The 18934-nt window shown below is 64.1% G+C and carries 17 protein-coding genes; 5 read left to right on the top strand and 12 right to left on the bottom strand.

The window, feature by feature from the left end:
- Positions 1-92: 92 nt before the first annotated feature.
- Together AC0V2Y_RS02440 and AC0V2Y_RS02445 are read left to right on the top strand one after the other, a co-directional pair.
- Positions 93-1829: a glycoside hydrolase family 2 protein gene (locus AC0V2Y_RS02440; protein WP_475417423.1), complete on the top strand. Its 1737-nt coding sequence runs from the start codon at positions 93-95 to the stop codon at positions 1827-1829.
- A 54-nt stretch (positions 1830-1883) separates the two neighbouring features.
- On the top strand, positions 1884-5702 hold the full coding sequence (locus AC0V2Y_RS02445) for an NAD(P)-binding protein (RefSeq protein WP_475417393.1): 3819 nt from the start codon (positions 1884-1886) through the stop codon (positions 5700-5702).
- 197 nt (positions 5703-5899) lie between these two features.
- Here AC0V2Y_RS02445 and AC0V2Y_RS02450 read toward each other — a convergent pair whose 3' ends face one another.
- On the bottom strand, positions 5900-6391 hold the full coding sequence (locus AC0V2Y_RS02450) for a hypothetical protein (protein WP_475417392.1): 492 nt from the start codon (positions 6389-6391) through the stop codon (positions 5900-5902).
- A 264-nt stretch (positions 6392-6655) separates the two neighbouring features.
- Between AC0V2Y_RS02450 and AC0V2Y_RS02455 the strand changes: the two genes are divergently transcribed.
- The gene (locus AC0V2Y_RS02455) at positions 6656-6955 is read left to right on the top strand and encodes a hypothetical protein (RefSeq protein ID WP_475417391.1); all 300 of its coding nucleotides are present in this window, start codon (positions 6656-6658) and stop codon (positions 6953-6955) included.
- On the opposite strand, the gene AC0V2Y_RS02460 is transcribed toward AC0V2Y_RS02455, so the two are convergent.
- From AC0V2Y_RS02460 to AC0V2Y_RS02480, 5 genes are all read right to left on the bottom strand, one after another.
- Positions 6956-7369, bottom strand: coding sequence for a VanZ family protein (locus AC0V2Y_RS02460; RefSeq protein WP_475417390.1), 414 nt, complete (start codon positions 7367-7369; stop codon positions 6956-6958).
- 541 nt (positions 7370-7910) lie between these two features.
- Positions 7911-8675: an SDR family NAD(P)-dependent oxidoreductase gene (locus AC0V2Y_RS02465; protein WP_035825332.1), complete on the bottom strand. Its 765-nt coding sequence runs from the start codon at positions 8673-8675 to the stop codon at positions 7911-7913.
- 71 nt (positions 8676-8746) lie between these two features.
- Positions 8747-9268 (bottom strand): TPM domain-containing protein, encoded by a 522-nt coding sequence (locus tag AC0V2Y_RS02470; protein ID WP_475417389.1) that lies wholly within the window; start codon positions 9266-9268, stop codon positions 8747-8749.
- Entirely contained in the window at positions 9268-10104 is an 837-nt protein-coding gene (locus AC0V2Y_RS02475; RefSeq protein WP_475417388.1) for a TPM domain-containing protein, read from the bottom strand. Before AC0V2Y_RS02475 ends, AC0V2Y_RS02470 begins: the two co-directional genes overlap by 1 nt.
- 1 nt (position 10105) lies before the next feature.
- Positions 10106-10720 carry a LemA family protein gene (locus tag AC0V2Y_RS02480; protein WP_475417387.1) on the bottom strand — a complete coding sequence of 205 codons (615 nt, stop codon included), beginning with the start codon at positions 10718-10720 and terminating at the stop codon, positions 10106-10108.
- Positions 10721-10877: 157 nt separating this feature from the next.
- Between AC0V2Y_RS02480 and pyrF the strand changes: the two genes are divergently transcribed.
- Positions 10878-11702 (top strand): orotidine-5'-phosphate decarboxylase, encoded by an 825-nt coding sequence (pyrF, locus tag AC0V2Y_RS02485; protein ID WP_475417386.1) that lies wholly within the window; start codon positions 10878-10880, stop codon positions 11700-11702.
- A gap of 109 nt (positions 11703-11811) precedes the next feature.
- Here the strand turns inward: pyrF and sbcB are convergent, their stop codons facing one another.
- Positions 11812-13260: an exodeoxyribonuclease I gene (gene sbcB, locus AC0V2Y_RS02490; protein ID WP_475417385.1), complete on the bottom strand. Its 1449-nt coding sequence runs from the start codon at positions 13258-13260 to the stop codon at positions 11812-11814.
- Between the two features lie 143 nt (positions 13261-13403).
- Here sbcB and AC0V2Y_RS02495 point away from each other — a divergent pair, with 143 nt between their 5' ends.
- Complete coding sequence (locus tag AC0V2Y_RS02495; RefSeq protein ID WP_475417384.1) at positions 13404-14027, top strand: DUF5610 domain-containing protein; 624 nt, start codon at positions 13404-13406, stop codon at positions 14025-14027.
- 26 nt (positions 14028-14053) lie between these two features.
- On the opposite strand, the gene AC0V2Y_RS02500 is transcribed toward AC0V2Y_RS02495, so the two are convergent.
- From AC0V2Y_RS02500 to AC0V2Y_RS02520, 5 genes are all read right to left on the bottom strand, one after another.
- The gene (locus AC0V2Y_RS02500; RefSeq protein ID WP_475417383.1) at positions 14054-15019 is read right to left on the bottom strand and encodes a GGDEF domain-containing protein; all 966 of its coding nucleotides are present in this window, start codon (positions 15017-15019) and stop codon (positions 14054-14056) included.
- Between the two features lie 263 nt (positions 15020-15282).
- On the bottom strand, positions 15283-15660 hold the full coding sequence (locus tag AC0V2Y_RS02505; protein ID WP_070221366.1) for an HPF/RaiA family ribosome-associated protein: 378 nt from the start codon (positions 15658-15660) through the stop codon (positions 15283-15285).
- Between the two features lie 200 nt (positions 15661-15860).
- Positions 15861-16526 carry a DUF1345 domain-containing protein gene (locus AC0V2Y_RS02510; RefSeq protein ID WP_475417382.1) on the bottom strand — a complete coding sequence of 222 codons (666 nt, stop codon included), beginning with the start codon at positions 16524-16526 and terminating at the stop codon, positions 15861-15863.
- Positions 16527-16557: 31 nt separating this feature from the next.
- Positions 16558-17814: an MFS transporter gene (locus AC0V2Y_RS02515; RefSeq protein ID WP_475417381.1), complete on the bottom strand. Its 1257-nt coding sequence runs from the start codon at positions 17812-17814 to the stop codon at positions 16558-16560.
- An 84-nt stretch (positions 17815-17898) separates the two neighbouring features.
- Positions 17899-18924, bottom strand: coding sequence for a CDP-6-deoxy-delta-3,4-glucoseen reductase (locus tag AC0V2Y_RS02520; RefSeq protein ID WP_475417380.1), 1026 nt, complete (start codon positions 18922-18924; stop codon positions 17899-17901).
- Positions 18925-18934: the final 10 nt, after the last annotated feature.

Raw genomic sequence — 18934 nt, forward strand, 5'->3', positions numbered from 1 at the left:
TCGACGACCATCTCTCCCCACCCCATACGGATGACGGCCAGGCCGGTATCGCCCTGCCTGGCGCGGGCGGCTTTGCCTATCCCCGCCCGCAGATGGTGCGCGAGAACTGGCAATCGCTGAACGGCGCCTGGCGTTTCACCTTCGACAATGAACGGCGCTACCGCCTGCCCGACGGCGGCATCGGCTGGACACACGAGATCATCGTGCCGTTTCCGCCGGAATCGCAGGCCAGCGGCGTGGGCGACCGCGGTTTTCACCGCGTGTGCTGGTACCAGCGCGACTTCCTGCTGCAGCCGGGCGGTCCCCGCGTGCTGCTGCATTTCGGCGCCGTCGATTACCATGCGAAGGTCTGGCTGAATGGTCACGTGGTGGCCGAGCATGAGGGAGGCCACACGCCGTTTGTCGCCAACATCAGCCATGCCCTGCTGGCCGACGGGCCGCAGGTGCTGACGGTGCGCGTCGAGGACGATCCGCACGACCTGGCCAAGCCGCGCGGCAAGCAGGACTGGCAGCTGCTGCCCCATTCCATCTGGTATCCGCGCACCACGGGCATCTGGCAAAGCGTGTGGATCGAGCGCGTGGCCAGCACCTACATCGGCAAGCTGCGCTGGACGCCCGTGTTCGAGGGCTACGAAATCGGCTGCGACGTGTTCGCCATGGGCGAGCTGCACGACGATCTCATCGTGGGCGTGCGCATCTGGCATGGCGACAACCTGCTGGCCGACGACCAGTACAAGCTGATCGAAAACGAAGCGAGCCGCAAGATCGCCTTGTCCGATCCCGGCATCGACGATTCGCGCAACGAACTGCTGTGGAGCCCGGAGCGGCCCATCCTGCTCGATGCCGAAGTCACGCTGCGGCATGGCGACGCCTTGCTCGACACGGTCAGGTCGTACACGGCGCTGCGCTCGGTGGCCATCAACCGCGACCGCTTCATGCTCAATGGCCGGCCGTATCCGCTGCGCCTGGTGCTGGACCAGGGCTACTGGCCCGATACCCTGCTGGCAGCGCCTTCCGATGCGGCCTTGCGGCACGACGTGGAACTGGCCAAGGCCATGGGTTTCAACGGCGTGCGCAAGCACCAGAAGATCGAGGACCCCCGCTACCTGTACTGGGCCGACCGCCTGGGCTTGCTGGTGTGGGAAGAAATGCCGTCCACCTACCGTTTTTCCGGCAAGGCCATCACGCGCATGGTGCGCGAATGGACGGACGTGATCGAACGCGATTACAGCCACCCGTGCATCCTCGTCTGGGTGCCGTTCAACGAATCGTGGGGCGTGCCCAACCTGACGGCCATCCAGGCCCACCGCAACGCCGTCGAGGCGCTGTATCACCTGACGCGCACGCTCGACCCCACGCGGCCCGTGATCGGCAACGACGGCTGGGAAGCGTCGGCCACCGACATCCTCGGCATCCACGACTACGACTGCGATCCGGAACGCCTGCAGGCGCGCTATGCGATCAGCGATTCGGCCCGCACCACCTTGTTCGACCAGCGCCGCCCGGGCGGGCGCATCCTCACGCTCGACGGTTTTCCGCACCGGGGCCAGCCCATCGTCCTCACGGAATTTGGCGGCATCGCCTTTGACCGGGAACAGGGCGATGCCGATACCTGGGGCTATGCGCGCGTGAGCAACGAGGCGGCCTTCCTCGATCTTTACCGGCGCCTGATGACGGTCGTCAACACGGCGCAAATGTTCAGCGGCTTTTGCTACACGCAGTTCGCCGACACGTTCCAGGAAACCAATGGCCTGCTGACGGCGAACCGAACGCCGAAGGCCGCGCTGGAACTGCTCAGCGCGGCCACCCGCAATATCCGGCTCAATTGAACGCAAGCCGGGCCTGGCAGTTTTCATCCGGTCCCTACATCAAGAGGAGCAGGCATGGCCGATACCGATGGCGCGGCAGCGCCGTTTCCTACTTACTGGCAGGCGGGATACGAGGGCGCCGACCACGTCACCCATGGCGGCCAGGCGCTGGACATGAACCGCTCCACGGGCCACCTGGACCGGGTGCGCGAAGACTACCTGCTGCTGCGCCAGTTCGGCATCCGCAGCGTGCGCGAAAGCATAGGCTGGCGCCTGGTCGAACGCGATGGCCGTTTCGATTTTTCCTGCATCGAGGAGCGCGCCGCCGTGGCGCGGGAACTGGGCCTGCAGGTCAACTGGACCTTCTGCCACTACGGCTGGCCGCCCGACGTCGACCTGTTCTCGCCGGACTTCGTGCCGCGCTTTGCCCGCTATTGCCGGGCTGCGGCGCAGTTTCTCGCGCCCTATGCGGGCAGCGCGCCCGTATATTCGCCCATCAATGAAATCTCGTTTACCAGCTGGGGTTTGTCGGTGCACATGTTCCAGTGCCTGAACATGCAGCGGCCGGACGCGGGCCACGAAGGCAAGCGGCAGCTGGTGCGCGCCACCGTGGCCGGCTGCGACGCCATCCGCGCCGTCAGCCCGCATGCGCGCTTCCTGCAATGCGATCCCCTGATCCACGTGATCGCACCGCCGGGACGGCCGGACTGGGTCGCCCAGGCGGCCGCCTGGCGCGCCTCGCAGTTCGAGGCCTGGGACATGCTGTGCGGGCGCCTGTCCCCGGAACTGGGCGGCGCGCCGCGCTACCTGGACTTGATCGGCCTGAACTACTACCACAGCAACCAGTGGGAAAGCGGCAGCAACCTGCGCCTGTGGTGGCATCTGGGCGAGCCGCGCCGCATGCCCCTGCACCAGCTGCTGCTGGAAGTGGGGCGGCGCTATGGGCGGCCGCTGCTGCTGGCGGAAACGAGCCACGTGGGCAGCGGGCGCGGCGCCTGGATACGCGACGTGGCCGCCGAGGCGGCGCTGGCCGTTCAGCACGGCGCGGACCTGCGCGGCATCTGCCTCTATCCCGTCATCGACCGTCCCGACTGGGACGATGCCAGCCACTGGCACCGCAGCGGCCTGTGGGATGTCAAGCGGGAAGGCGAGGGCGGGGAGCGGCTGCGGCGCATCCTGTCGCCGCCTTACGCGGCGGCGCTACGGCAGGCCCAGCGCCTGACCGCACACCTTTGTTCAACGTTTGCCCCGGCGGGGCAGAAAGGAACTGGCATGCGAACCATTATCGTCTTTTCACACCTGCGCTGGAATTTCGTGTATCAGCGTCCGCAACAGCTGCTGTCGCGGCTGGCGCAGTTCTACCGCGTGGTCTTCATCGAGGAACCCGTCTGGCACGACGGGCCCGGCACGCTGGAGCTGTCCACCCCGGCGCCGAACGTGACCGTGTGCCAGCCCCGCACGGCCGTGCGGGCGCCCGGTTTTCACGACGACCAGCTGGCCGTGCTGCAACCCCTGCTGGCGCAGATCACGCCCGCCGACGACCCCATCGTCTGGTTCTATACGCCGATGGCGCTGCCGCTGCTGCCGGCCCTGCACGCTGGCCTGGTGGTGTATGACTGCATGGATGAACTGGCCGCATTCAAGTATGCTCCCCGACAATTGCTGCAGCGCGAAACGGCCCTGCTGGCGCGCGCCGAACTGGTGTTCGCGGGCGGCCCCAGCCTGTTCGAGGCGAAACGCACGCGCCATGCGAACGTGCATTGCTTCGCCAGCAGCGTCGACACCGTGCACTTCGAACAGGCGCTGGACCGCCACAACGGCCATCCCGCGCAAGCGGAGATCGGGCGGCCCAGGCTGGGCTATTACGGCGTGATCGACGAGCGTTTCGAGCCTGCCCTGGTGGCGGCGCTGGCCGATGCCCATCCCGACTGGCAAATCGTGCTCGTCGGCCCCATCCTCAAGATCGACCCGGCCAGCTTGCCGCAGCGGCAAAATATCCATTATCTGGGCCAGCAGCCGTACCAGGCGCTGCCGCACTTCCTGGCCGGCTGGGACGTGTGCCTGCTGCCCTTCGCCAGGAACGAGGCGACCCGCTTCATCAGTCCTACCAAGGTGCTGGAATACATGGCGGCGCAGTTGCCCATCGTCAGCACTTCGATCACCGACGTGGCCGTGCCGTATGGCGGCATCGTGGCCATCGCCGACACACCCGAGGCCTTTGTCGGCGCCTGCGAGGCGGCGCTGGCTGCGACGCCGGAGCAGCGCGCGGCCATGGCCGCCGGCATGCGCGCCATCGTCGCGGCTACCTCGTGGGATGCCACGGCCGAGCAGATGCGCCACTTGCTCGACACGACGCCGCCGGGACAGGGAGCCCGCCAGGCGTTGCCCGCCGCCAGCACGGCACAGGCCGCCGCACCGGGCGCCGCCGTCAACCTCCTGCATCCCCCCGGTGCGCCGCAAGCCGTGGCCTGCGCCATCATCGGCGCCGGCCCGACGGGCTTGAGCGCCGCCTATCACCTGGGCGCCGACACCTTGTTGCTGGACAAAAATGCCGCGGTGGGCGGCTGGTGCCGCTCCATCGTCGACCGGGGGTTCACTTTCGACCATGCGGGCCACATCATGTTTTCCAACGACGACTATGTGCTCGACATGTACCGCACCTTGCTGGGCACCAACCTGCACTGGCAAAACCGCGAAGCCTGGGTGTACAGCAAGCAGGTCTACACGCGCTATCCTTTCCAGGGGGCGCTGTACGGCTTGCCGCCGGCCGTCATCAAGGAATGCATCGTCGGTGCCGTCGAGGCGCGCTACGGCAAGGCGCCGGCCGTGCCGGGCCATGCGGCGGCGGGGGCCTGCGCCGTGGAGGACTGCTGCGCCGACGGCGGCACGGGACTGGAACAGGCGCACGATGCCGTGGCGGCGCAGCCCCAGGCGGGACTCAATTTCGAACAGTTCATCCATCAGGTATGGGGTAGCGGCATCGCCCGCCATTTCGCCATTCCCTACAACAGGAAATTGTGGACCGTACCGCTGGCCGAGATGGAAACGTCGTGGCTGGGCGGGCGGGTACCCTTGCCGAACCTGGAAGACATCATCGAGGGCGCGCTCGAACCGGTGGCCAGGCCGATGGGCCCGAATGCCCGTTTCGGCTATCCCTTGCGCGGTGGTTTCCAGGCATTGATGTCGGGCTTCCTGCCGCATCTGCAAGGCCAGCTGGAACTTAACGCCGAGGTGGTGCAGATCCTGCCGCGCCAGCACCTGATCGTGCTGGCCGATGGCCGCCGCTTCCGTTACCAGCACCTGCTGAGCACCATGCCCTTGCCGGAGCTGGTGCGCCTGAGCGGTGAGCAGGCGCCGCAGCAGGTACGGGCGGCGGCGCGCGCCTTGCGGCATATTTCCGTGCGCTGCGTCAACCTGGGCGTGGCACGTGAACACATCAGCGAGAAACACTGGATTTACTACCCGGAAGAGACAATATTTCACCGTATCTTCCTGCAAGGTAACGCCAGCCCCCACTGCAATGCGCCGGGCGGCTTTGGCCTGACGTGCGAGATCAGTTATTCGCCCTGGAAGCCGTTGCCGCTGGATGGGCAAGCCCTGATCGACCGCTGCGTGGCCGATTGCATCGCCGTGGGCTTGCTGCGCGACGATGACCGGCTGCTCGCTGCCTGCCAGGTGGACATGCCCTACGCCTACGTCGTGTACGACCACGCGCGGGCCGCCAACGTGGCGCTGGTGAAGGCTTGGCTGGCCACGCAGGATATCGTGCTGGCGGGACGCTACAGCGAATGGGAATACTACAATTCCGACCATGCCTTCCTGGCCGGGAAAAAAGCGGCGGAACAGATCGCCGGGCTGGCGGCCAGCCAGCGCAAGGTGAGCATGGTGGAATAGGCGCTTGCGCCGGGGGCCTGGAACGGTGCTCCCGGCGCGCTGTGGACAGGTAAGCAGGGAAAAGGCGCAAATAGGGAAAAGACAACAGGCAAACGGCAACAGGCAAACGGCAACAGGCAACAGGCAACAGGCAAGGCAGATGAAATACCTGCCTTGCCTGTGCCCGGACGCTATCGCCGCATCGAGATGCGCTATGCCTAGTAGCGCTGCAGCAAGCCGTTGACCACCTTGACGTGGTCGCCGATCTGGTAGCTGGGCTGGGAGTTTTGCATGAGGGTCTGTGTGCTGCCGTCGTCCAGGCGCAGGGTGACCCGGTACTGCGTGTTGCCCGAGGTGCTGCCCGCTGTGCCGGAACTGCCGGATTGCATGTCGCCGCTGCGCTGCTCCATACCGCGCGGCACTGGCTCGATCGATTGCACCGTGGCAGAGGCAATGCTGACACCCGTCTGGCTGCCGTCCATGTTCATGGCGTTGTTGGCCGTGGATGTGCCGGCGGTATTGACCCCTGTACTGCTCATGGTGCTGCTGGTGCTGGTCCCGGCCGTAGTGCTGCCCGTCCCGGCCGTATTGCTGTAGCTTTCACCGCTGCGGCCATTCGTGCTGCTCATGCCGGTGTTGTTCGGATTCGAACTGCAGGCGGCCAGCGTACACAGCAGGCCGGCCAGCGCCATGGTTTTTTTTGCTCTCATCTTGTTCTCCTCTTGGTCTGACAAAGTGGTAACCCGGTTTTCAGGGTGTGGCGGAGGTCAGCGTCAATGGCGCATGCCAGGCATGGCCGTAACTACTGCTAGTAAGAGAGCAGGGGAGGAAAGATGTTCGATCCTTGTTATTTCACATTGAGATACATCAAGCGCTTCAATTGTCGAGCTTGGTATAAAAGACATTCTTGTACGAACGTGCACAGCGTCAGCGCTGTCCCGCTGTCCTTCCCGCTGCTTATCTCAGGAGAATAAATGGCTTCCGATTCCACTAGCGTCAAGCTGATCAATGAGTTGGTGATTGCGGTGTACGGTGCGCCGGGTACGGCGAACGATATGCGCGCCCGCTATGCGTTGACGCAGGCCCTGCATGCCTTGACCCGGCTGTCGCGGTCGGAGCAGTTGATGGAGATGCAGCGCGATGCGGCGCGCGCGGCGGGAGCGCACAGCCGGCGCGAGATGCACGCGGCCTTGCGCCGCATTGCCGGCCGGGCCGCGACCGGCCAGGGCCAGTTGCCCCTGGCGCTGAGCACCGGCGACGGCGCGGCGCCCTGATCAGCCGCGCGACTTCTTCAGCGCGGCGGCGGCCATGCCGGGCCAGAGGAAGTACAGCGGCAGCGCCACGGCCGTGGCGGCCGTGATATCGACCACCCAGTCGCTGACGGCGCCATGGCGATAAGGCAGGAAGCTCTGGATGAATTCGTCCAGCGCGCCCATGGCCGCCACCATCAGCACCGACAGCAGCGCCCGGCGGGCCATGCCGCCGCCCGTGCCGCTGAACAGGATCAGGGCCAGCACGCCATAGCCGAAGGAATGCAGCACGCCGCCCGACGCATATTGGCCCACGTCGGCGCGCACGCCGGGGATGTCGCCGATCAGGATCACCAGCACATACAACACCAGGGCCGTGCGGTAGCGCAGGCGCTCGTAGCGGTCGGCAAAACAAAGTTCGGGCAAGGGTACAGGCATGATGCGTCAGGATGGGTGGAAAGGCAGTCACAATATCATGGGCGTGGCGGGGCACCGTGTTTTTGCGCAAGAGCTTGCCGGGCAGGCAAAAAAAGGCCCGCGGGGGCGCGGGCCAAAAACCCAAATGAAATGGGTCAAGAGTTGAGAGTTGCTCGGTACTCGCCATGTCGCGCGCCTTGCCGGCGCCCGCCACGGCATAAAAGGGGAGTGGTGTGCCATCGCGGCACACCTGTCTGTAGTCAGGCATATCGGTTGCCTGTACAGCAGATGAAGCAAGTATAGGGGGCGAAAATGACGGGCTGATGACACGCCGCAACATTTTTTTGCGGCAGGCAGAATGAGCGGGAAGATTGCGGGAAATGGCAAGAATGGCCATGTTGCAGCAGCGATGGCAAAAAAAAAGCCCGCTGGTGAAAGCGGGCTTAAAACTATTTTCTTGGAGGAGAATAGTGGAGACAGGTGCATTATGCTGCGTCGCACGATATGTGTCTAATGATCTTTTTAGATATGCATTATTCTTTTTTGATATAACTCGATTGCATCACTCTTTCACGGCCACCGTGTAGTTGAGCGCCATGCGTCCGCCATCGACGTAGATGGTCTGGCCCGTCATGTAGGTGGCGTCGTCGCTGGCCAGGAAGGCGGCGATGCCTGCCACTTCTTCCGGCTCGCCGCAGCGCCCCAGCGGCGTGCGCGACAGAATCGTGTGGCGCGCCTGCGGGCTCGACAGTACCGCCTGCTTGGCCAGTTCCGTCAGGATGGTGCCCGGCCCGATGCCGTTCACGCGCACGCCGTGCGGCGCCAGGTTCAGGGCCATGACCTTGGTCAGCTGGTTGATGGCGCCTTTCGACACCACATACGGCACCTGGTTCGGAATGGCCAGTTCCGCATTGACGCTGGACATATTGATGATGCAGCCGCTGTTGCGCTTGACCATCTCGCGCGCCACGGCCTGGCCGCACAGGAACATCGATTTCAGATTGATGCGCATGACCCGGTCGAAATCGTCCTCGCACACGTCGAGGAAGTCGGCCGCGTGCGTGACGCCCGCATTGTTGACGAGGATATCGATGTGGCCGAACTGCGCCAGCGTTTCCTTCAGCATGGCGTCGACGTCCGCCTTCTGGCTGACGTCGGCGCAAAAGAAACGCGCCTGCGGGCCGAGGGCGGCCGCCGCCTGCGCGCCTTCTTCCTTGATGTCGACCAGCATCACCTGCGCCCCTTCGGCGATCAGGCGGGTGGCGCAGGCCAGGCCGATGCCCTGCGTGGCGCCCGTGACGATGGCGGTTTTATTGACCAGTTTCATGTATTCTCCTCGGCGGTTGGGGGCGCCGCCATGCTGCGGCGCCATGGCGGATTTTAATCCCTGTCCGGGATTCAGAGGAGGATGGGTTCGTTCGGCAGCTGGTTGCCGCGCGTCCCATCGGCAGGGAAGTGGCTTTGCAGCAAGGCATTCAACTGCTGCAAGGCATCGAGCGTGCTGTCGTGGTAGTTGCCCTCCTTGAAGCCGCCCGTCATGGTGCGGCATACGGCTTGCCACTGTTCCGGCGTCACGCGCCGGCCCACGTTGCGGTCGGCCACGATATCGACCTGGTGTTCGGCCAGGTTGATATAGATCAGCACGCCAACGTTGTCTTCCGTATCCCACACGCCATACTGGGCGAACAGTTCGCGCGCCCGCTCGCGGTTGCTCACGCCCTGGTAAGCCATGCCCGGCGTCAATGCCGCCTCGACGATCAGGCGCACTTCCGCCCGGTGCATCGCTTCACCATCGGCAATCGCCGTTTCGATGGCTTTCAGGGTGCGCTCGGGAAAGGCCTGGCGCGCCGTCGCCGGCGTGCCCCGCAAATGTTTCAGAGCCCGTCCGCAGCGTTGTCCGAATGTCAGTTGTTTCGTCATTACCAATCTCCCGAGGCGCCGCCGCCGTCAAAACCGCCGCCGCCGCCACCGAAACCACCGCCACCGCCGCCACCGCCAAAACCACCGCCGCCGCCGAAGCCGCCACCGCCACCGCGGTTGTTCAGCGCCTGGCTCAAAATGCTGCCCAGCACGACGCCGGTGGCGCCGCTGGACCAGTTGCTGCCGCGCTGCAGCCGGTTCGGGCCGCCGCGCGAGCGGAACACGGTCAGGAGCACAAGAAAGCCGAAGAACAGCAGCGGCAGCCAGAAGGTCAGGCCGCCCGCTTCCACGGTCGCCGGCGCCTTTTGCTGGGCGGGAGCGGGGAATTGCTCCTGGTTCAGCAAGGTGGCAATCGACCCCACGCCAGCCACCAGGCCGCCGTAATAGTCGTTCTGCTTGAAATGCGGCGCGATCACGTCTTGCAGGATGCGTTTCGATTGCGCATCCGTCAGCACGCCCTGCACGCCACGGCCTGCCTCGATGCGCAGGCGGCGCAAGGACGATGGGTTGTCCTTCGCCACCATCAGCAGCACGCCGTCATCGACGCCCTTGCGGCCCAGCTTCCAGGCATCCGTCACGCGGAAGCTGTATTGCTCAATGGCTTCCGGTTCCGTGCTCTTGACCAGCAGCACGGCGATCTGGCTGCCCGTCTTGGCTTGGTAGTCGGCCAGCACGCCTTCCAGCGCCGCTTTCTGCTTGTCATCGAGCATGCCGGCGTTGTCCGTCACGCGCGCGGCCAGCGGCGGCACGGGCTGCAAGCCCTGCGCGCCGGCTGGCGGCATCGTCCACAGCAGCAGCGCCGTCGCCAGCGCCGCGAGATAGGACCAGGCTTTCATCTTATTTGCCAAAGTTGACGGTCGGTGCGGTCGAGATGGCTTTTTCATTTTCCACCGTGAACGATGGCTTGACCTTGTAGCCGAAGACCATGGCCGTCAGGTTGTTCGGGAAGCTGCGCGCATGCACGTTGTAATCCTGCACGGCAACGATGTAACGCTGGCGCGCCACGGTGATGCGGTTTTCCGTGCCTTCCAGCTGCGACTGCAGGTCGCGGAAGCTGGTGTCGGCTTTCAGATCCGGGTATTTCTCGGACACCACCATCAGGCGCGACAGGGCCGACGACAGCTGCCCCTGCACTTGCTGGAATTTTTCGAACGCGGCCGGGTCGTTCAGCACTTCGGGCGTGATCTGGAAACTGGTGGCGGCGGCGCGCGCCTTGGTCACCGCTTCCAGTGTCTCCTTTTCATGCGTCGCATAGCCCTTGACGGTATTGACCAGGTTGGGGATCAGGTCGGCGCGGCGCTGGTACTGGTTGACCACTTCGCCCCAGGCGGCCTTGGTGGCTTCGTCCTTGCTCTGGAAGTCGTTGTAGCCGCAGCCCGTCAGGATGCCGGCCAGGACGGTGACGCTCAGCGCCAGGCGCAGCCATTTGGTGAATTGTTTGGTGATTTGCATGATGGGTTCCGTGCAGAGTAGAAGGGATGAGGCAAATATACCTGAAACGGCCCGTCATGTCGGTTTAATAAGCGCCGGCCTCCGCCTCAGGCTGCCTTATCGCGCCCGCGCCGCGTTACAATACGGGGTTTGCAACTGAATATAGAGAAGGTGTGCCGTGAATTTCATCAATAAATTATCCGCCGCATGGACGGCCAATAATTCCCTGCTGTGCGTGGGCCTGGACCCGGACCTGGCGAAACTGCCGGCGGACCTGCGCGACTTGCCTGATGGAATCACCACCTTTTGCACGCGCATCATCGACGCCACGGCCGACCTGGCCTGCGCCTTCAAGCCGCAGATCGCCTATTTTGCCGCGCTGGGCGCGGAAAAGCAGCTGGAAGACATCTGCCTCTACGTGCGCGAAAACTACCCGCACATCCCCCTGATCCTCGACGCGAAACGGGGCGACATCGGCGCCACGGCCACGCAGTACGCGCGCGAAGCGTTCGAACGCTACGGCGCCGACGCCGTCACCGTGAACCCGTACATGGGCGAGGATTCGCTCGACCCCTACCTGGCGTGGAAGGACCGCGGCGTGATCATCCTGTGCCGCACCTCGAACCCGGGCGGCTCGGACCTGCAATTCCTGAATACGGACGGCGAACCGCTGTACCAGCGCGTGGCGCGCCTGGTGGCCGGGAAATGGAACAAGAATGGCCAGTGCGCGCTCGTCGTCGGCGCTACTTTCCCTGAAGAGCTGGCGCAAGTGCGCGCCATCGTGGGCGACATGCCGCTGCTGGTGCCCGGCATCGGCGCCCAGGGCGGAGATATTGCCGCCACCGTCGGCGCGGGCCAGACGGCGAACGGCATGGGCATGATGATCAGCTCCTCGCGCGCCATCATCTACGCCACGCCGCAAGCGGGCGAAGACTTCGCCGACGCGGCGCGCCGCGTGGCGATCGAGACGCGCGATGCGATCAATCAACACCGTGCAGCATAGGTCGGATTAGCGGCGACGCCGCGTAATCCGACAACACCAGTAACGTCAACAATGTTGTCGGATTACGCGGGGCCTTGCCCCGCTAATCCGACCTACCCAGCCTGGTCCTTCAGTCGCGCATGGGCGCCACCATCTCCGCATAATCGTAGAGTTCGCCAAGAATCTCTTCCCCACGCTCATCGACCGATTCCGACAGCACGTCGATTTCCGTAAACAGCATTTCGATGGTGCGGGCGCCGCCGTCGCCGTCGAACAATCGGGCGGCGCGGTGCTGTTCCCAGCGCAGGCTTTCCGCTTCGCTCAAGGTTTGCGGGAAATTGCGGGCGCGGTAGCGGAACAGCAATTCCTGCAGGCGTTCGTCGGTAAACGAGGGGCGGGCCGTGGCCAGCTTGGCCGGCGTGTCGCGGCGCAAGGATTCGAGCAGGCGGCGGTCGTCGTTGCTGACGAAACCATTGTACAAATCCTCATCCACGTCCAGCGCGGTGTTCGCGCCCGGACGCTGGAACACTTCGGCCCAGATGGCATCCATGTTCGGCGCCGCGGCGGCCAGCTGGGCGTTGACCTTCGCCGCATCCACGTCGATGCCCCATTGCGCGGCCATGGCCGGCGACAGGGTCTTCAGGTTGCCCACCAGCATGGGCGACTTGTTCAAATGCACGCTTTTCACGGGCAGGCGCGTCATGCCTTCCGGCATGGATTCCTTGCGCGTGAATAAACGCGTGCGGATGGTGTCGGCGTCCAGTTCGAACAGTTCGCGCGGGTCGTAGGCGCAATCCCAGACGAGGATTTCATTTTTATTGCTCGGGTGCGTGGCCAGCGGCCAGACGACGCCCAGGCAACCGCGTTCGGCCGGGAACATGCCGGACACGTGCAGGAACGGCTGGCGCTCGCCAGCGGCCAGGTGCATGCCCATTTCGCTGGCGACCCTGTCCTTCTTGTGCAGGGCCAGGCAGAATTCGAACAGTTTCGGCTGCTTTTCGCGGATCAATCGCGCCAGGGCGATCGTGGCGCGCACGTCGGACAGCGCATCATGCGCCGCTTCGTGCACGAGGCCATTGGCCTTGCTCAAGTGTTCCAGTCTAAAGCTGGTCTGGCCATCGTCGCGCTTCGGCCATTGAATGCCTTCCGGGCGCAGCGCGTGCGTCATGCGCACCACGTCGAGGATGTCCCAGCGGCCGCAATGGTTCTTCCATTCGCGCGCATACGGGTCGATCAGGTTGCGCCAGAACAGGAAACGCGTGACTTCATCGTCGAAACGGATGGTGTTGTAGCCCACGCCGATGGTGCCCGGCTCCGAAAAGGCCGCTTCGACGGTAGCGGCGAACTGGTGTTCGGGCACGCCCAGCTGCAGACATTGCTGCGGCGTGATGCCCGTGATCAGGCACGATTGCGGGTCGGGCAGGAAATCATTGGCCGGCTGGCAATACAGCATGATCGGTTCGCCGATTTCGTTGAGTTCGGCATCCGTGCGGATGGCGGCGAACTGGGCCGGGCGGTCGCGGCGCGGCTGGGCGCCAAAGGTTTCGTAGTCGTGCCAAAGAAAGGTCTGGGTAGTCATTGATGGTCGTTGCTTGCTTAATTGTTATCTTAATTGTCCGGGCCGCTTCAGTTTTCTGAAAACCTGCCGATACTACACGAGAGGATGGTCATCATCGCGTTTCCCGCATGGTGGCATACATTGTCCGTTCAAGGAGGTCTATCGTGTCAATTCCCATCGCCGCAGGCGGCAATTCCACTGCTTCCGTGACTTCCGTCAGTACGGGTGTTGCCGGCAAGGACGATAAAGTCCAGCATGGCGTCAACGCTGAAATGAGCGTGAACGACCGCAGCAAGCTGCAATTGAACGCCTCCATCATGCAGGCGTCGCTGAACGTCTCCATCGGTTCCGAGAACGAACCGCTGGCGCTGCTGTACAAGACGGCCATCACGAATATCAATGAAGCGCTGAAGGGCCAGTACGGCGAGGACGCGATCCAGAACGCCGCGTCGCAGGACAACAGCGCCGAAGCGACGGCGAGCCGCATCGTCTCGCTGTCGACGGGTTTTTTTGAGGCGTTCAAGAAGCAGAACCCCGGCCTGGACGACGATACGGCCCTGACCAAGTTCATGGACACCATCAGCGGCGGCATGGAAAAAGGCTTCAAGGAAGCGCGCGACATCCTGGGCGGCTTGAAAGTGCTGAACGGCGATATCGCCGGCAATATCGACAAGACGTATGAACTGGTGCAGAAGGGCTACGCGGATTTCATCGCCGCGCACAGCAGCAAGAAGGACGATGCCGCCAAGCCGGATGCAAGCAAGCCGGCCGACAGCAAGGCTGCCTGATAATTTATATGAAGCGCCTGAGAATATCAGGTGCTTACGCGGTTGCGGCCCCCGGCTTTGGCCCGGTACAGCGCCGCATCCGCAGTGGCGATCAGCGCTTCGTCGTCCTGTTCCGCCGCCAGGCTGGCCACGCCGAAGGAACCCGTGATGTGCGGCAGCGCGCTGCGCATGTCGGCGAAGATGACGGCTTGCCGCATGCGCTCGCACAGGCGCTCGGCCACCCGCAAGGCCACGTGTTCGCTGGTATCGGGCAAGATCACCATCATTTCCTCGCCACCATAGCGCACGGCAAAATCCGTGGGGCGCAGGGCCGCGCCCAGCACTTGCGCGGCGATGCGCAGCGCCTGGTCGCCCGCCTGGTGGCCGTGGGTGTCGTTGAAGCGCTTGAAATGGTCGAGGTCTATCATCACCAGCGACAGCGGCGAGCCGCTGCCGTGGGCCGTGACGATCATGTTCGGCAGCAAGTCGGTGAGCCAGGCACGGTTGTACAGGCCCGTCAGGCTGTCGACCATCGACAGCTGGCGGTAGAATTCGCCCAGTTTCTGCCGGCGGCGCAGCAGGGCGTTGGCGGCACGGATGCGGAAGGACAGCAAGCGCAGCAGGTTGCGTGCCAGGCCGTTCGATTGCTCGATCAATTCCCAGACGACGGCCGCGTCGATCACCAGCAAGTCGGTTTCTTCCAGAGCGGAAATGGCGGCCAGGTTGCTCGCTTCATCGAGCACCGATTGTTCGCCCACGCTTTCGCCGGGCAAGACCTTGCTGACGGTGCCGTCATCCATGCCCGTGTGGGTGTCGGCGGCCACGGCCAGCGAACCGCGCAGGACGATGTACAGGCTGGCGCCCTGTGTGTCGGCAATGGCTTCGCCCGCTTCGAGGCGCATGACGGGGCAGGGTGCCAGCATGGCGGCCGTCTGGCTATCCGCCCCATCGCGAAATAGCTGTAAATCGCCGATGTTGCAGCCTGAAGCGCCAAAGTTGCCGATCTGTTCCACAATCACACTTTCAAAAAGCCGGCGCGCGCGAGCAGAGGGCCGGTAGCTTCATGATAGCGTAAAGCGGCCTAGGCTGTAACGGCAAAGGCTTGCTTGGTGTCACTTACTGTGGGAAATGCGACAATTATTTCATTGCTGTGTTAATAAGCTGAAATGATGGTGGTTTTACTATGCTTGTTGCCGCAGGCGAAAGGCGGGCCCGGATGTGCAAAGGCAGCCTTGAACGGCTGCCTCAGTCTCTGGAAATCCTGCGGGTGGGGGAATTACTCGGCGGTTTCTTCCGCTTCGGCCGTATCGATCACGGCATTCTTGCCGGTGGCGTGGCGCTTGCTGTCTTGCAGGCGGCCCAGGGCGCTATCGATGGCGCGTTTCAGTTTGTCGGTGGCGCCGGCAACGGATTGGTGCACGGTGGCGTTCTGTTCGGTCACGGCAATCGGTTGATAGCCAGCAACACGTGCTTCCATGACGCAGCGGATATCGTCGGCGCCGCCTTTCGGGCCATTCGTGTCGCTGATGTGGACTTCGATGCGGGTCAGGTTGTCGCGGAAGCGGCTCAGTGCGCTTTCAAGTACGGATTGCACATGTTCGTTCAGTCCAGCGGTGTTGGCGATGGTGCTGTCGGTATGAATATTGATTTGCATATGCTTACTCCTGTCAATTCAAAAAAAACCCATCTCAGGCGTGCTGCGGCCTGGTTGCTGTCTCATGCACATGACCTCGTGCATGGAACTTATCTTACTCCTCTTTCCAGTATTTCAAGAGGGTGCGCACGATTAAGATGAGCTTAACCCTACACCCAGGTCAAGTTTCCTCGCGGAATCTTTTCAAGCCGGCCTCAGTTTTATCCATTGATCAGGCCGGCGGCGATATTGATCGACAGTCCCAGCACGACCAGGTTGAAGAAAAAACTCAGCACGGATTGCCCCAGCACGATCTGCCGCATCGGCCGCGTCTGCACGGAAACGTCCGACGTCTGCACGGCCACGGCGATGGTGAAGGCGAAATACAGGAAATCCCAGTAATCGGGATTCTGCTCGTCGTCGGGAAACTTCAGGGGGCGCAGCGCGGGGTCGGCCTGGTAATACAGGTGGGCGTAATGAAAGCAGAACAGGGTGCCGACGAGGAACCAGGAACCGACCAGGGTGAGGATCGTCAAGCCGTAATGCAGCGCGCGCTCGTCGGGCGCCATGTCTTTCATTGAGGACAGCTGCGAGACGATGGCCACCAGGCTCATCACGGATGCGACGGACAGCGCCGACAGCACCGTGGCCGCCCGCTCATCCTGGCGCGCCGCCATGGCCTTGACCTTGTGATGGTTGGCACGCATCATCATCCAGGCCATCGTCGCCAGGTAGAACCAGACGGCCACGTTCCACGCCGTCAGCAGACGCGTCATCTGTTGCCACGCTGCGGGCAGCAGCAGGCCGGCCGCCACGCCGATGGCCGTGGCCATGCTCAGGTGGGGGCGGCTGCGGATGAAGCCGTGCAAGGGCAGCGTGATTTTCATGGGGAGGCTTAGTCAGTGGCAATAGCGCATCTTAGCCCTTAAGTGCCCGCTCCGGTGGCCGTCCTGCGGCCCCTTCCTTCTCGTGGTGGGGGAAGCGGTCCATGCGCGACAGCACGGGGAACAGCACGGCCCACATGCCCGTCACGGCCAGGGTGGCGGCGCCGCCGAAGAGCACGGCGCGCACGAGGCCGAACCAGCCGGCCGTCAGGCCCGATTCGAATTCGCCCAGCTCGTTCGAGGCGCCGATGAAGACGGCATTCACGGCGCTGACCCGGCCGCGGATCTCGTCCGGCGTCTCGAACTGCACCAGCAGGTGGCGGATGTAGACGCTGACCATGTCGCCGGCGCCCATCAGGAACAGCGCCGCCAGGGCCAGCGGGAAATAGCTGGTGCTGCCCAGCACCAGGGTGCCCAGGCCGAAGACGGCCACGCCGCCGAACATCCAGGCACCGACCCGGCGCGTGATGGGAAAGATGGCCAGCGCGATCGAGCACAGGGCCGCGCCGGCGCCCGGGGCCGTGCGCAGCAGGCCCAGGCCGCCGGGACCGATATGCAGCACGTCGTGCGCGAGCGCCGGCAGCAGGGCCGTGGCGCCGCCGAACAGCACGGCGAACAGGTCGAGCGAAATGGCGCCCAGCACGATGGGTTTCGACCAGACGAAGCGCAAGCCTTCGAGCAGGGTGTGCCAGCTGACGGGTTCGCGCTTGACCACTTGCGGCGCCGGCGTGGTGGCGCGCATCAGCAGCACGGACAGCACCAGCAAGGCCGACGAGATCAGATACACCACCTTGGGGCCGAAGTAATACAGTAAGCCGCCCAGGGTCGGGCCCAGGATGATGGCCACGTGCGAGCTTGACGAGCTGAGCGCGACGGCGCGGCTGAAGTGCTGCGTGGGCACCATGTTGACCAGCACGGCTTGCGTGGCCGGCATCATGAAGGCGCGCGCGCTGCCGAACAGCACCAGCACGGTGAACACGGGCCAGACGATGGAAAGATTGCTTAACGTAAACGCCAGCAGGGCCAGCGCGCAAGCGAGCTGCGCCGTCAGGCACCAGGCGATGATGTTGCGGCGGTTGTAGCGGTCGGCCACGTGGCCGGCCGGCAAAATCAATACGAGGAAGGGCGCGAACTGCGCCAGGCCGATCAGGCCCAGGTCGAACAGGCTGCCCGTGATCTGGTACACCTGCCAGCCGATGGCCACGCTTTGCATCTGCACGGCCACCGTGCCCAGCACGCGGGCGGAAAGATAACAGGCGAAATTGCGGTGACGCAGGATGGAGAGAAACATGAGATTTCCAGGAAGCAGCGGGGTGGGGCGGGTGGCGGCAGCGGATGCCGCGCCAGCAGCTCCCCGCTGTCTGGAAGGAGATGCTTACTTGGCCAGGTCGGCTTCGCTGGTGAAGGCGTCCGCGTAGAACTCGTCGGCTGGCAGCTGGCACCGCTGCACGAAATCGCGGTGGGCCGCATCGACCATCACGGGCGCGCCGCAGGCATACACCTGATACGCGGACATGTCGGGCAAGTCGGCGATGACGGCCTGGTGCACGAAGCCCGTGCGGCCGTTCCAGGCGTCTTCCGGCAGCGCTTCTGAGACGACGGGCACATAGGTGAAGTGCGGCAAGTCGGCGGCCCACTGGCGGCACAGCGCATCCATGTACAGGTCGTGCGGACGGCGGCCGCCCCAGTACAGGGTGATCGGGCGCGTGGAGCGCTCGCTGATCATGTGCTCGACGATGGCTTTCAACGGGGCAAAGCCCGTGCCCGAGGCCAGCAGCACGATGGGCTTGTCGGAATCTTCGCGCAGGAAGAAGGTGCCCATCGGGCCTTCGAAGCGCAGGATGTCGCGCTCTTTCATGCTGCCGAACACCTGGTCGGTGAACAGGCCGCCCGGCAGGTGGCGGATGTGCAGGGTCACGGGGCCGCCGTCGGCAGGCGCGCTGGCCATGCTGTAGCTGCGGCGCTTGTTGTCGCGCAACAGGATTTCGATATACTGTCCGGCGCGGTAGTTGAGGCGCTCGCTGGCCGGCAACTGCAGGGTCAACACGACGACGTCGGGCGCGACTTTCTCGATGGTGGTGACGCGCGACGGCATTTTCTTGATCGGGTAGTCGCTGCTGCCCGCCACTTCGCGCGCCTCGATGACGAGGTCGGCGTGTGTGGTGGCGCAGCAGAACAGGGAAAAGCCGGCCGCTTCCTCTTCCGGCGTCAGGGCGCGCTGCTGGTGCGCCTTGTGCTGGACGGTGCCGGCAACAACCTTGCCCTTGCAGGAGCCGCAGGCGCCATTTTTACAGCCATACGGCAAGCCCACGCCGGCGCGTATCGCCGCCGCCAGCACGGTTTCGTCCGCTTCGCAGCTGAACTGGTGGCCGCTGGGCTGAACAGTAACTTGAAAAGTCATACAATCCTTG

This window comes from Janthinobacterium sp. BHSEK, assembly GCF_056174685.1.